This is a genomic window from Vibrio sp. Vb1554, from assembly GCF_033344235.1.
The window spans coordinates 64,762-78,684 of record NZ_JAWPOJ010000013.1 but is presented as its reverse complement, the minus strand read 5'-3'; the positions used below and the strand labels follow the sequence as shown (position 1 = coordinate 78,684).

The 13,923-nt window shown below is 44.5% G+C and carries 10 protein-coding genes; 4 read left to right on the top strand and 6 right to left on the bottom strand.

Annotation, left to right across the window (positions count from 1 at the left end; all coding sequences use genetic code 11):
- Positions 1-6: 6 nt before the first annotated feature.
- Together R8N28_RS12855 and nspC are read left to right on the top strand one after the other, a co-directional pair.
- Positions 7-1,251 (top strand): carboxynorspermidine synthase, encoded by a 1,245-nt coding sequence (locus R8N28_RS12855; protein WP_012841628.1) that lies wholly within the window; start codon positions 7-9, stop codon positions 1,249-1,251.
- A 103-nt stretch (positions 1,252-1,354) separates the two neighbouring features.
- The gene (nspC, locus tag R8N28_RS12850) at positions 1,355-2,488 is read left to right on the top strand and encodes a carboxynorspermidine decarboxylase (RefSeq protein ID WP_005386789.1); all 1,134 of its coding nucleotides are present in this window, start codon (positions 1,355-1,357) and stop codon (positions 2,486-2,488) included.
- A 77-nt stretch (positions 2,489-2,565) separates the two neighbouring features.
- On the opposite strand, the gene R8N28_RS12845 is transcribed toward nspC, so the two are convergent.
- Both R8N28_RS12845 and R8N28_RS12840 read right to left on the bottom strand, forming a co-directional pair.
- Entirely contained in the window at positions 2,566-3,078 is a 513-nt protein-coding gene (locus tag R8N28_RS12845; RefSeq protein ID WP_005376814.1) for a glycine cleavage system protein R, read from the bottom strand.
- Between the two features lie 221 nt (positions 3,079-3,299).
- On the bottom strand, positions 3,300-4,202 hold the full coding sequence (locus R8N28_RS12840) for a DUF3943 domain-containing protein (protein WP_033905662.1): 903 nt from the start codon (positions 4,200-4,202) through the stop codon (positions 3,300-3,302).
- A gap of 191 nt (positions 4,203-4,393) precedes the next feature.
- On the opposite strand from R8N28_RS12840, the gene R8N28_RS12835 reads away from it, so the two are divergent.
- Positions 4,394-5,626 (top strand): CinA family nicotinamide mononucleotide deamidase-related protein, encoded by a 1,233-nt coding sequence (locus tag R8N28_RS12835; protein ID WP_042522801.1) that lies wholly within the window; start codon positions 4,394-4,396, stop codon positions 5,624-5,626.
- Positions 5,627-5,722: 96 nt separating this feature from the next.
- On the opposite strand, the gene yfaE is transcribed toward R8N28_RS12835, so the two are convergent.
- The 4 genes from yfaE to ubiG form a co-directional block, all read right to left on the bottom strand.
- Complete coding sequence (yfaE, locus tag R8N28_RS12830) at positions 5,723-6,004, bottom strand: class I ribonucleotide reductase maintenance protein YfaE (RefSeq protein WP_005376817.1); 282 nt, start codon at positions 6,002-6,004, stop codon at positions 5,723-5,725.
- Positions 6,004-7,137: a class Ia ribonucleoside-diphosphate reductase subunit beta gene (nrdB, locus tag R8N28_RS12825; RefSeq protein WP_064368593.1), complete on the bottom strand. Its 1,134-nt coding sequence runs from the start codon at positions 7,135-7,137 to the stop codon at positions 6,004-6,006. The genes yfaE and nrdB overlap by 1 nt, the downstream gene beginning before the upstream one ends.
- An 83-nt stretch (positions 7,138-7,220) precedes the next feature.
- Complete coding sequence (gene nrdA, locus R8N28_RS12820; RefSeq protein WP_005376819.1) at positions 7,221-9,503, bottom strand: class 1a ribonucleoside-diphosphate reductase subunit alpha; 2,283 nt, start codon at positions 9,501-9,503, stop codon at positions 7,221-7,223.
- A 501-nt stretch (positions 9,504-10,004) separates the two neighbouring features.
- Entirely contained in the window at positions 10,005-10,712 is a 708-nt protein-coding gene (gene ubiG / locus R8N28_RS12815) for a bifunctional 2-polyprenyl-6-hydroxyphenol methylase/3-demethylubiquinol 3-O-methyltransferase UbiG (RefSeq protein WP_017636129.1), read from the bottom strand.
- Positions 10,713-11,187: 475 nt separating this feature from the next.
- Between ubiG and gyrA the strand changes: the two genes are divergently transcribed.
- The gene (gene gyrA / locus R8N28_RS12810) at positions 11,188-13,899 is read left to right on the top strand and encodes a DNA topoisomerase (ATP-hydrolyzing) subunit A (RefSeq protein ID WP_017636128.1); all 2,712 of its coding nucleotides are present in this window, start codon (positions 11,188-11,190) and stop codon (positions 13,897-13,899) included.
- The last annotated feature ends 24 nt before the right edge of the window (positions 13,900-13,923 follow it).

Below are 13,923 nucleotides of genomic sequence, written 5' to 3'. Positions count from 1 at the left end.
AAAACTATGGCAATTCTACAGATTGGTGCAGGCGGCGTTGGCTGGGTAGTTGCACATAAAGCAGCACAAAACAACGACGTTCTGGGTGATATCACAATCGCATCACGTACCGTAGGTAAGTGTGAGAAAATCATCGAATCGATTCAGAAGAAAAACAATCTGAAAGATTCAACTAAGAAATTAGAAGCGCGAGCGGTAAACGCGGACGACGTAGATTCTTTAGTTGCTTTAATTAAAGAAGTACAACCTGACTTAGTGATCAACGCAGGTCCTCCTTGGGTGAACATGTCTATTATGGAAGCATGTTACCAAGCTAAAGTGTCATACCTTGATACATCTGTTGCGGTTGATTTGTGCTCTGAAGGCCAACAAGTACCTCAAGCTTACGATTGGCAGTGGGGTTACCGTGAGAAGTTTGAAGAAGCGGGCATTACAGGTATTCTTGGTGCTGGTTTCGATCCGGGCGTAGTATCGGTGTTTGCCGCATACGCAGTGAAGCATCTGTTCGATGAAATCGATACTATCGACGTAATGGATGTAAACGCAGGCGACCACGGTAAGAAGTTCGCAACTAACTTTGATCCAGAAACGAACATGCTTGAGATTCAAGGCGATTCGTTCTACTGGGAAAACGGCGAGTGGAAACAAGTACCTTGTCACTCACGTATGCTTGAGTTTGAATTCCCGAATTGTGGTTCACACAAAGTGTACTCAATGGCGCACGACGAAGTTCGATCTATGCAAGAGTTCATCCCGGCGAAACGCATCGAATTCTGGATGGGCTTTGGTGACCGTTACCTAAACTACTTCAATGTGATGCGCGACATCGGTCTACTCAGCCCAGATCCACTAACGCTTCACGACGGTACGGTTGTTCAACCTTTGCACGTGCTAAAAGCACTACTACCAGATCCAACATCACTCGCGCCAGGCTACACTGGCCTAACGTGTATCGGTACTTGGGTTCAAGGTAAGAAAGATGGTAAAGAGCGCAGTGTATTTATTTACAACAACGCTGATCACGAAGTCGCATACGAAGATGTTGAACACCAAGCTATCTCATACACCACTGGCGTACCTGCGATCACTGCTGCTTTGCAGTTCTTCCGTGGCAAATGGGCAGACAAAGGCGTGTTCAACATGGAGCAGCTAGATCCTGACCCATTCCTAGAAACCATGCCATCTATTGGTCTAGATTGGCATGTTCAAGAACTGGAGCCAGGACAACCTGTTATCCATAAATTGAAGTAAGAATTTAGCGACTCTTATTTGTACGTTTAAGCCGATGCACTTGCGTCGGCTTTGTTCGATTTTATAGTGTCTTTGCTAAGGCGAAGGGACGTAAGGTATCAAAATGCAACAAAACGAACTAAAAACGCCATACTTCATGATCAATGAAGACAAGCTGATTGAGAATCTAGAGAAAGCAAAACAGCTAAAAGACATCTCTGGTGTGAAGCTTGTATTAGCACTGAAGTGCTTCTCAACATGGGGTGTATTCGACATCATCAAGCCTTACCTAGACGGAACAACAAGTTCTGGCCCGTTTGAAGTGAAGCTTGGCTACGAAACGTTCGGTGGTGAGACACACGCATACAGTGTGGGTTACAGCGAAGATGACGTTCGCGATGTGGCGGACATCTGTGACAAGATGATCTTTAACTCTCAGTCACAGCTAGCGGCTTATCGTCATATTGTCGAAGGTAAAGCATCGATTGGCTTGCGCCTAAACCCAGGTGTGAGCTATGCAGGGCAAGACTTAGCAAACCCAGCGCGTCAATTCTCTCGTCTTGGGGTTCAGGCTGATCACATCAAACCGGAAATTTTTGATGGTATTGATGGCGTAATGTTCCACATGAACTGTGAGAACAAAGACGTGGATGCGTTTATCGGCTTACTCGATGCTATTTCAGCTCAGTTTGGCGAGTACCTAGATAAGCTGGACTGGGTAAGCATGGGTGGCGGCGTGTTCTTCACATGGCCGGGGTACGATATCGAGAAGTTGGGGTTAGCACTTAAAGCGTTCTCAGAGAAACACGGCGTACAAATGTATTTAGAGCCGGGTGAAGCGATAATTACTAAGACCACTGATCTCGTTGTAACAGTGGTTGATATTGTAGAGAACGTAAAGAAGACGGCGATTGTCGATTCGGCCACAGAAGCTCACCGCTTAGATACGTTGATCTACAATGAGCCAGCGTCAATCCTTGAAGCATCTGAAAATGGTGAACATGAGTATGTGATCGGCTCGTGCTCTTGTTTGGCTGGTGACCAGTTCTGCGTGGCGAACTTCGAACAGCCTCTAGAGATAGGACAGCGTCTGCATATTCTAGATAGTGCCGGTTACACCATGGTGAAACTAAACTGGTTTAACGGTCTACGTATGCCGTCGGTCTACTGTGAACGCTCGAATGGTGACATTCAAAAACTGAATGAATTTGACTACTCTGATTTCAAACGTTCACTGTCTCAGTGGTCAGTGAAATAAAACGTATTGAGTATTAGAACGACAAAGAGCAGCTGAATTGCTGCTCTTTTTATTGGGGAAGCGTTAAAGGTATGCAGTTAGCTTTCTACAATTACACGAGTGTCTTCACTCAGAGATTCTAACTCATTGGCTATGTCTTCAATTTCTAGCTCGCTAGGTAGTTTTATCGCCATTTTAGCGCTGAATAAGCTAGAGCTTACCCCTCCGCCTCCAGCAATGAATACACGCTGACAATCCATATCTAAAATTGAGATACCTTGATTATCGAGAACGTGAGTAATTTCATTCACAATACCCGCTCTATCGTTGGCATCTAAACGAAGTTGGAAGATAGTGTCTTCACGATATGAATGAGGTTCAGAGTCGACGAACCTAACAACAAGAGTCTGACAAGAAGAGAACGCCTGTTTAACGATGTCGGCATTTTCTCTTGGAAGCTCTACTTTGATGACACCTGCAACTTGGTCTTCGATAAAGTTTACTTTGCTGATCAGCCATTTCCCGCCGTTTTCGTGTGTGATTGCAGCGAGCTCTTTAATCGTGGCGGGTGACGCTTGTCCGACAAAATTAACAATAAATACGGTGTTCATAATGTCCCCTCCTGGAATCAAGGTTTGGACGCAGTACGAATAAACGTGCTACTTAAGTTATTGGAATAAATCCTTTTATTTAGTGTAGGTGCTAAGGGCGGGTAATGTTTGATGAAAGTCAATTTTTAACACTAATTCGTGATGCAAATAATTAAAACAATGTTCAGAGCACAAAAAAGCAGCCATCGTAAGGCTGCTTTTTACCGAGTATCAACTTAGGATTAGAAGGTTACTTTTAACTCGACACCATAAAATTGACTGTCATAGTTTGCGCCTGCGTCCATGGCGAATTTTGCAACATCTTGGTTTCCAAACCAAGGTGATGAATTGAATTGTAGTTCTGCACTACCGCCCCATGCATCAGTTACCCAATAATGAATATGTCCAACAGGGTTTAAGAAGAAGAGCGAAACATCACCTGCGGTTTCAGAGCCCATAACTTCGCCGCCGTTTGCAATAATGTCTTGCTCAGCCGTTAACATCATTTCACCAACAACAGCACCAAAGAATGGTGTGATAAAAATATCCTGCCAAGATGGTACTTCTGCGAACGCCTCCACGCCATACTCCCAAAAGAACGTCGACATCGTTGCGGAGTACAAAAACGACTGAAATTCATTATAGCCAGCGTGACGTGCTGCCGTGTAGTAAACGCCGCCAAAATATGGGTGCATGATGTAGTTGAGGACATGTTCATCGCGATCCCAAACGGGGCCGTCAGAGACATTATCTTTCCACTTTTGCCCCAACTTACTCATGTCTCGGTCTTCTTCGTCCCATTTGGTGATACTTTCTGGAAGAAAAGTCATCATGCCTACGGTCGCGATACTGAGACCTAGAATGGTGTAGGTTTGACCCATCAGATAATCCCAGTCTTTATCTTGAGGGATGATGAGATGTTTAGGCTGAAGCCCTGCGTCAAGGTTTAGCGAATCATCATTATTCTGTTCATACATAACACCGCGATTTTGAGCCTCGAAGGTGTACAGAGTCGTCGTTTCGCAGTAACCTGACAAGCAATCAGGTGTGTAAGAAAACTCTGTATGACGGCTTAGGTCATAGTGACTTGCTTGCGCAAGCGCTGACGAAGCCAAGCAAAGGCCTGTTAGAGTCGTCTTGAACATGGATGATTTTGACACAAAGGTCTCCGAGTTAATGGTGTATGTTCGGGCTCGTAATTATCCCTCAAAACATCAATCATTTAAACACTTGACCCTTATTTAGTCCCAACAAACCTCGGCGAGATTTGTCCAAATAAAAAGAAAAATAAGCGCTATAACGAAAATAGGATTGTGCTTACGTTCAGGAGTCAGTTGTGAAAATAGCAATGCTTAGTACTGGTGAGGAAGTCCTCCACGGTGATATTGTTGATACTAATGCGGCATGGTTGTCTAGCCTGTTTTATCAACATGGATTTGGCTTAACAAAGCGCTCAACGGTTGGTGATAGCCTATCGAGTTTGGTTGAAGAGTTTTTAATGCTCAGCTTTAACAACGATGTGGTTATTGTTAATGGTGGTTTAGGCCCTACAACGGATGACATGAGTGCCGCCGCCGCCGCGAGAGCCGCCGATTGTAAACTGGTGCTATTCAAAGAGTGGTTGCAGCATCTAGAAAGTTTGTATGCTCGACGTGGCATCCCTATGCCGGACAGTAATTTAAAGCAAGCAATGCTGCCAGAAACGGCAGAGATATTGGACAACCCGATAGGCACTGCTTGCGGTTTCAAAATGCTGATTAATGATGCCATTTTTTATTTCACACCGGGTGTACCAAGTGAATTTAAGCTCATGGCAGAGACGCAAATTCTTCCCGATCTGAGAAGAGTGTTTCCCGATGTGCAAGGTTCATGTTGTAGCCGAATCTACACGTTTGGTCTGTCTGAATCCGGTATTTCAGATAAGCTAGATCAGCTAAAACTTCCTCAAGGCTATGAGCTAGGGTATCGCTCTTACTTGCCTTTTATTGAAGTGAAACTTTTTGGTCCTTCAGATCAGCTTGAACAGCGTTTGAAACTAGTACAGATAATTAATAAACACCTTGAGAGTAATACCGTTAGTATTGACTTACCTATGGTTGAAAATGTCGGCCAGTTGTTGGTCGATAAAGGACTAACAGTGTCGACCTCCGAAAAAAGTAGCAGGGGATACTTAACGTACTGGCTAAACAGTGATGAAAACGCTGAAAAGCAACTAGGGCATGGTTGGGTACTACCGAGCCTGACTCAGGCGATGGGCAACAGCGGAGATCCATTAGCAGAAACGTTTGCTCTGGCTGGTGCTACGCGAGAGAAGTGTGGGACGGATTTATCACTCGTCACTGGCCATATTGAAGAGGGCGTTTTTTCCGTCGCTTTATCGACACCGTCAGGCGAGTGGGGAGCGTTATATAAACTCTCGAAAAAGTATCAGCGCAGTGATCAAGTTAAAGTGATCAGCACGGCAGCACTAGACTTGTTGCGTCGCTACCTAGAACGTAAACCGATGTTTGCGCATTATGCATTTTTAGAGAAAGTTAAAGAGATGCACCTCCCGAGCAGTGCTTTATAACCAAAGCTCTCTACAGTAGTCTGAGAGACAAAAAACAGAGACAAAAAAGCCAAGGTGATTACCTTGGCTTTTGCATTTTATACCGTCGAGTCAACGTTATGCGCGCTGCTTTTCTTTCATCGCGTAGTTAACGCCGCTAAGTGACAAATCTGATTTTGCTTTACAGATACAAGGTAATATTTCATCACTTTGTGTGTAAGCCATGGCAAAACCAACATACTCCACTTCACCAGACTCCAATTTGCAGCGACAGGCGCCGCAGTGCCCATCACGGCAGTTGTATTCTGGTAATAGGCCAGCTTGCTCCATTGTTTCCAAAATCGTATTGGAAGGGTTGGATTCAATGCTGATCAGTTTGTTGATTTTGAGTGTTGCCATTACAGCTCGAATCCTTCGAAGTCATCTGCGCGAACTTCATTGTCAATTTGACCCACAAGGTAAGAAGAGATTTCTGCTTCTTGAGGCGCAACTTGAACGTTATCTGAAGACAACCAAGCGTTAATCCATGGAATTGGGTTGGTTGTTGCTTTTGGATACGCTGCTGGTAGACCTACCGCTTGCATACGAATATTTGTGATGTATTCAACGTATTGGCTTAGGATGTCTTTGTTTAGACCGATCATAGAGCCATCTTTGAATAGATACTCTGCCCACTCTTTTTCTTGCTCAGCCGCTTCTTTGAATAGGTCAAAACAGTCCTGTTTTGCCTCTTCTGCGATTTGCATGAAAGTGAAGTCATCTTGACCGTTACGTAGCAGGTTGATCATGTGCTGCGTGCCGTTTAAGTGAAGTGCTTCGTCACGAGCGATCAGCTTGATGATTTTCGCGTTACCTTCCATTAGTTCGCGTTCTGCGAAAGCGAAAGAACATGCGAAACTGACGTAAAAACGAATAGCTTCTAGTGCGTTAACAGACATCAAACAGATGTACAGCTTCTTCTTAAGATCGTACAGACTAACCTTAACCGTTTCACCGTTAAGGACATGCTCACCTTCACCGTAGCGATGGTAATCATTCGTCGCTTGAATCAAATCGTCGTAGTAGTGCGCGATGTCTTTTGCACGCTTCAGAATGTGCTCGTTCTCAACGATATCATCAAACACTACAGCAGGATCGTTCACGATGTTACGAATAATGTGTGTGTAAGAACGAGAGTGAATCGTTTCAGAGAAAGACCAAGTCTCAATCCAAGTCTCTAGTTCTGGTAGAGACACAAGCGGCAGCAGTGCCACGTTAGGGCTGCGGCCTTGGATAGAGTCAAGAAGCGTTTGGTACTTCAAGTTAGAGATGAAGATGTGCTTCTCGTGATCTGGCAGTTTGTTGTAATCGATACGGTCGCTAGATACGTCTACTTCTTCTGGACGCCAGAAGAAAGAAAGTTGTTTCTCGATAAGTTTTTCGAAAATCTCAAACTTTTGTTGGTCGTAACGTGCAACGTTTACTGATTGACCTAGGAACATTGGTTCCTTCAATTGGTCATTCTTTTTTTGGTTAAAAGTACTGTAAGCCATAATGCCTCAATTCCTTTTAAACCTCCCCGTAAGGGGGAGGTTATCGATAGTCTGTCTTTACGGGTTCGCTAGGTACGGGAAGATTAAATCTTACAACCGCCGCCAGCACAATCGTCATCTTGTGGTTGAACAGCGTCTTTCTGTTCATCTTTCGCGCCATCACGAGTGTTGTGGTAGTAAAGCGTTTTCACACCAAACTTATACGCTGTTAGCAGGTCTTGAAGTAGTTTCTTCATTGGAACCTTGCCAGTCTCGTAACGTGACGGGTCGTAGTTAGTATTAGCAGAGATAGCTTGGTCAACAAACTTCTGCATAATACCCACAAGGTGTAGATAACCGTCGTTCGAACCGATATTCCAAAGCAGTTCATAGCTGTCTTTAAGTTCTGTGAACTCTGGTACAACTTGCTTCAGGATACCGTCTTTCGAAGCTTTTACTGAAACGTAACCACGTGGTGGCTCAATACCGTTAGTTGCGTTTGAAATCTGAGAAGAAGTCTCAGAAGGCATTAGCGCAGTCAGTGTTGAGTTACGTAGGCCGTGCTCCATAATTTCTTTACGTAGGCTGTCCCAGTCGTAGTGCAGCGCTTCGTCACAAATTAGGTCGATATCTTTCTTATACGTATCAATCGGCAGTAAGCCTTTCGCGTAGTTCGTCTCGTCGAATGAAGGGCACTTACCTTGTTCTTTCGCCAGTGCTACAGATGCTTTCAATAGGTAGTACTGCATTGCTTCGAACGTACGGTGAGTTAGGCCGTTCGCGCTACCGTCAGAGTATTTCACGCCATTCTTCGCTAAGTAGTAAGCAAAGTTAATCACACCAACACCTAGCGTACGACGGTTCATAGTCGATTTGTATGCCGCTGGTAGAGGGTAATCTTGGTAATCAAGCAGTGCATCTAACGCACGAACAACAAGATCGGATAGCTCTTCGAAATCATCTAGAGACTTGATAGCACCTAAGTTGAATGCAGAAAGCGTACACAGTGCGATCTCGCCTGAGTCATCTTCAACGTTAGTTAATGGTTTCGTTGGTAGTGCGATTTCTAAACATAGGTTCGACTGACGAACTGGAGCAACTTCAGAATCAAATGGGCTGTGAGTATTACAGTGGTCCACGTTCTGGATGTAGATACGACCCGTTGATGCACGCTCTTGCATTAGCAGAGTGAACATTTCAATCGCTTTAACCGTTTCTTTCTTGATTGAAGGATCGTTCTCGTACTTCACGTATAGACGCTCAAACTCTTCTTGGTTTTCGAAGAATGCGTCGTACAGACCAGGTACATCAGATGGTGAGAATAGCGTAATATTGCCGCCTTCAACTAAACGTTGGTACATCAGTTTGTTTAACTGAACACCGTAGTCCATGTGACGAACACGGTTTTCTTCAACACCACGGTTGTTCTTAAGTACCATTAGTGAGCGTGCTTCACCGTGCCACATTGGGTAGAACACAGTAGCTGCGCCACCACGTACACCACCTTGTGAACAACATTTTACTGCTGTTTGGAAGTACTTGTAGAACGGAATACAACCAGTGTGGAATGCTTCACCACCGCGAATCTCTGAGCCTAATGCACGGATACGACCTGCGTTGATACCAATACCAGCGCGCTGAGATACGTAACGAACAATTGAGCTTGCTGTTGCGTTAATAGAATCAAGACTGTCGCCACACTCGATCAGAACACATGAGCTGAACTGGCGAGTAGGGGTACGCACGCCAGACATAATTGGCGTAGGTAGAGAAATCTTAAATGTCGATGTCGCATCGTAGAAACGTTTGATGTAATCAAGACGTGTCGCTTTTGGATATTTCGCAAATAAGCACGCTGCTACAAGGATGTATAAGAACTGAGCACTTTCGTAAATTTGGCCCGTAACACGGTTCTGTACGAAGTACTTACCCTCTAGCTGCTTAACTGCCGCGTATGAGAAATTTAGGTCGCGTTTATGGTCGAGGTACGCATCAAGTTCGTCGAGTTCTGCTTTTGTGTAGTCTTCTAGAATATGTTGATCGTACTTACCCATATCGACGAGGCGAGACACGTGATCATAAAGCGTTGGTGGCTCGTATTGGCCATACGCTTTTTTACGCAGATGGAATACCGCTAGGCGAGCAGCTAGGTATTGGTAATCCGGAGTCTCTTCAGAGATCAGGTCTGCCGCAGACTTGATGATTGTCTCGTGAATATCTGTCGTTGTGATGCCGTCGTAAAACTGGATGTGAGCGCGAAGTTCTACTTGAGAAACCGAAACATTATCTAGACCTTCTGCAGCCCAAGTGATAACGCGGTGGATTTTATCCAGATCGATACTTTCTTTACGGCCATCACGCTTGGTGACGGTAAGTTGTTGGTTCATTCTGCTTTATTTCCCTAAGAAAACTGATAAAAGCCGTATTTTTGTTTGTTTATGTGCAATATGAGTAAAGCTTGCGGCGGCTTTGTGATCAAAGTCTATCTATATATTGTCGCTTAAACACAACATATAGGGGTTCATTTGTTTGCGGGTTACAAGATAGTGCTATTACCCTGAGTTTTCAAGGTACAGATCGGGGATGACTTGTGGATAACTGACAAAATGAAAAAAATCAGTAAGTGAACACTAACCGATGAGAAAAGGGCAGACTTGAATGGTTAAAAGTACGGTTTCGAGATCGGTTTAGAAATAACCGCATGCAAAAATATTTTCCTTGATCTTTGGCCGTTTTTATCTACGAAAAATGGCTTGGTCAAAATGGAATCTAGAGCACGAATTTTAGCCATAAAAAGACAAAAAAAGCGGCAACTTTGTGCTACCGCTTCCGATTCATTTTCTTTAAAAAATGTCAATCACAAAACTCATTTTTTAACTTAATAGCGTTCAGTATTTTTTAGTATGAACGATGTAGTTTACATCTACATTACGACCGAGTTTGTAGCTATCATTTAGAGGGTTGTAATGAAGCCCAGTAATGCCCATTTCCGTCAGGTCAGTTTGGTCTATCATCTTCATCATTTCGGCTGGCTTGATAAACTTATCGTGCTCATGAGTGCCTTCAGGAACAATCTTAAGAAGCTTCTCAGCACCGACAATAGCAAATAAGTACGACTTAATGTTTCGGTTCAAAGTTGAGAAAAACACGTGACCACCGGGTTTGACTAGCGCAGCACAAGAGCGGATAACGGAGAGAGGATCTGGAACGTGTTCAAGCATCTCCATACAAGTCACGACATCGTAAGTTCCTGCGTTTTCTATAGCGTGGTCTTCTATTGTGCTCTGAATGTAGGTCAGTTGAGTGCCTGTTTCTAATGCATGTAGTCGCGCGACTTCTAATGGTTCTTTACCCATATCAAGCCCCGTCACAATAGCGCCTTCTTTTGCCATGCTTTCAGCAAGAATGCCACCACCACAGCCGACATCAAGTGTTCGCTTGCCAAACAAGCCATTTGCTTTTTCAAGTACATAGTTCAAACGAAGTGGGTTAATTTGATGAAGCGGCTTAAACTCGCCTTCTAAATCCCACCATCGAGAAGCCATGTCCTCGAATTTCTTAATTTCACTTGGGTCGACGTTTTGTGCTTTAGTCATAATTGGTTTTATTGCATTCAATCTGAGTCCTTTAGAGGGCGCCAGTATACTCCAACGTTTTACACCCAAACAACCTCGATGTGCTTAGTTAAGGGACAATGACAGAGTTCACTGGCGCGGCAATCGAGACAGGTGCCTGTAATTTGTAAAGCGCTAACTATTGTTTTTGGTTCATCCTTGAACTGGTGCCAGTGATAATAACTCTAAAACCTGCATTTTCGCGTTGTGTGGTTAAAGGAATTTACCTCGCTTTTCCGCGTAAAGGGTCCGATTTTGCTCAATATTGACCGAAATATAACCACTAATCAGAAAGATATGGGATGAGTGTGCAAATTCTCGACATTTGATTCATAACCAAGCTCACAACCTGATAAAAGGAGAGGGAAAGTGATGCCGAAGTGATGAATTGTGTGTTATATTTTTGCACCTTACACGTATCGTAATTACGATCAGATAATAGAGGGATAATGGCTCTATGAGCGATTTAGCTAAAGAGATCACGCCCGTAAACATTGAAGATGAGCTTAGAGGTTCATACCTAGACTATGCGATGTCAGTCATCGTGGGTCGTGCTCTTCCAGATGTGCGTGATGGCCTAAAACCAGTACACCGCCGCGTTTTATTCGCGATGAACGTACTAGGCAACGATTGGAACAAACCATATAAAAAATCAGCCCGTGTTGTCGGCGACGTAATCGGTAAATATCACCCACATGGTGATAGTGCTGTGTACGACACAATCGTACGTATGGCTCAGCCGTTCTCGCTTCGTTACATGCTGGTCGATGGTCAAGGTAACTTTGGCTCGATCGATGGCGACTCTGCTGCGGCAATGCGTTACACCGAAGTTCGAATGGCAAAAATTGCCCATGAACTATTGGCTGACCTAGACAAAGAAACCGTAGACTACGTACCAAACTACGACGGTACTGAGCAGATCCCAGCGGTTCTTCCAACTAAAATTCCAAACCTATTGGTTAACGGTGCTTCTGGTATCGCAGTAGGTATGGCAACCAACATCCCGCCTCATAACCTTGGCGAAGTGATTGATGGCTGTCTTGCATACATCAATAATGAAGAAATCACTATTGATGAACTAATGGATTACATTCCTGGTCCTGATTTCCCAACGGCGGCGCTTATCAGCGGTCGTAAAGGCATTGTAGACGCGTACAAAACAGGTCGTGGCAAAATCTACATGCGTTCGAAAGCGGACATCGAAGTGGAGAAGAATGGTAAAGAGACCATTATCGTCACTGAAATTCCTTACCAGGTAAACAAAGCTCGCTTGATCGAAAAGATCGCTGAGCTAGTTAAAGATAAGAAAGTAGAAGGCATCAGTGCACTGCGCGACGAGTCAGATAAAGACGGTATGCGCATTGTTATTGAGTGTAAGCGCGATGCTGTGGGCGAAGTAGTTCTAAACAACCTTTACGCTCAGACTCAGCTGCAAACCACTTTCGGTATCAACATGGTGGCCCTAAACAATGGCCAGCCACAGCTATTCAACCTAAAAGATATGTTGAAGTGCTTCGTTGATCACCGTCGTGAAGTTGTGACACGTCGTACTATCTTCGAACTGCGTAAAGCGCGTGAACGTGCTCATATCCTTGAAGGTTTAGCTCTAGCGCTTGCTAACATTGATGAAATCATTGAGCTTATCCGTAAGGCACCTACACCGGCTGAAGCAAAAGCGGGTCTTATCGCTCGTGGTTGGGATTTAGGCAACGTTTCAGCAATGCTAGAGCGTGCTGGTACAGATGCTGCGCGCCCTGAATGGCTAGAGCCTGAATATGGTATTCGTGATGGTCAGTACTTCCTGACTGAGCAACAAGCACAAGCTATCCTAGATCTACGTTTACATAAACTAACAGGTCTAGAACACGAGAAGATTCTAGGCGAATACAAAACACTTCTAGAAGAAATCGCTGAACTCATGCATATCCTTGCGAGCACTGAGCGTTTGATGGAAGTTATCCGTGAAGAACTTGAAGCGGTTCGTGACGGCTTTGGTGACGCTCGTCGTACAGAAATCACAGCTGCGAGCCATGATATTGACATGGAAGAGCTGATCGCACGTGAAGACGTTGTAGTTACTCTATCTCACGGTGGTTACGTTAAGTACCAAGTACTGAGCGACTACGAGTCACAGCGCCGTGGTGGTAAAGGTAAGAGTGCGACTAAGATGAAAGATGAAGACCATATCGAGCGTCTTCTAGTGGCGAATACCCACGATAACATCTTGTGTTTCTCTACTCGTGGTAAGACATACCGCCTGAAAGTTTACCAATTGCCTCTAGCGAGCCGTACTGCGCGTGGTAAGCCAATTGTGAACATCCTTCCACTCGAAGAAGGTGAGCGCATTACCGCGATTCTACGTGTTGATGAATTCTCTGAAGACAAATTCATCTTCATGGCAACAGGTGACGGTACGGTTAAGAAAACGCCGTTGAACCAGTTTGCAAACGTACGTTCAAACGGCCTAATCGCTGTGAACCTACGTGAAGACGATTCGTTAATCGGTGTGGATATCACTAACGGCGAAAATGAAATCATGCTGTTCTCTAAAGCGGGTAAAGTGGTTCGCTTTAAAGAAGCAGAAGAGATTCCAGTACTTGATGAAAATGGTAAACCAGTTCTTGATGAGAATGGTCAGCCAGAGATCAAGTTTAAAGGTGTTCGTCCTATGGGTCGTACCGCCTCTGGTGTTCGTGGTATGAAACTGGCTGAAAATGACCAAGTTGTATCACTTATTGTTCCTTCGCACGAAGGCGACATCCTAACGGTTACAGAAAACGGTTATGGTAAACGCACAGCACTTAGCGAGTACCCGACAAAAGGTCGTGGCACTCAAGGTGTAGTTTCTATCAAAGTTTCTGAGCGAAATGGCCCGGTAGTTGGTGCTATCCAGGTTGTTGAAGGTGATGAAATGATGATGATCACCGACGCTGGCACGTTAGTACGTACTCGTGTGGGTGAAGTTAGCCAAGTTGGTCGTAACACACAAGGTGTAACGCTTATCCGTACTGCGGAAGATGAATCAGTTGTTGGTTTGCAACGTATTGAAGAAGTTGATGATGAAGAGCTGCCTGCTGATGAAGATGCAGAAGCGTTAGAGTCAACAGACGAAAATACGCAGCAAGACGCTCCAGCTGCTGATGATGCAGAGGAAGGTAACGAAGAGTAATCTTACATCGTTATCCTGATATGA

Bases quoted from the DNA above. Each gene is read 5' to 3' on its own strand.
- R8N28_RS12855 (WP_012841628.1), top strand. From the start codon at position 7: ATGGCAATTCTACAGATTGGTGCAGGCGGCGTTGGCTGGGTAGTTGCA.
- nspC (WP_005386789.1), top strand. From the start codon at position 1,355: ATGCAACAAAACGAACTAAAAACGCCATACTTCATGATCAATGAAGAC.
- R8N28_RS12845 (WP_005376814.1), bottom strand. From the start codon at position 3,078: ATGAACACCGTATTTATTGTTAATTTTGTCGGACAAGCGTCACCCGCC.
- R8N28_RS12840 (WP_033905662.1), bottom strand. From the start codon at position 4,202: ATGTTCAAGACGACTCTAACAGGCCTTTGCTTGGCTTCGTCAGCGCTT.
- yfaE (WP_005376817.1), bottom strand. From the start codon at position 6,004: ATGGCAACACTCAAAATCAACAAACTGATCAGCATTGAATCCAACCCT.
- nrdB (WP_064368593.1), bottom strand. From the start codon at position 7,137: ATGGCTTACAGTACTTTTAACCAAAAAAAGAATGACCAATTGAAGGAA.
- nrdA (WP_005376819.1), bottom strand. From the start codon at position 9,503: ATGAACCAACAACTTACCGTCACCAAGCGTGATGGCCGTAAAGAAAGT.
- ubiG (WP_017636129.1), bottom strand. From the start codon at position 10,712: ATGACTAAAGCACAAAACGTCGACCCAAGTGAAATTAAGAAATTCGAG.
- gyrA (WP_017636128.1), top strand. From the start codon at position 11,188: ATGAGCGATTTAGCTAAAGAGATCACGCCCGTAAACATTGAAGATGAG.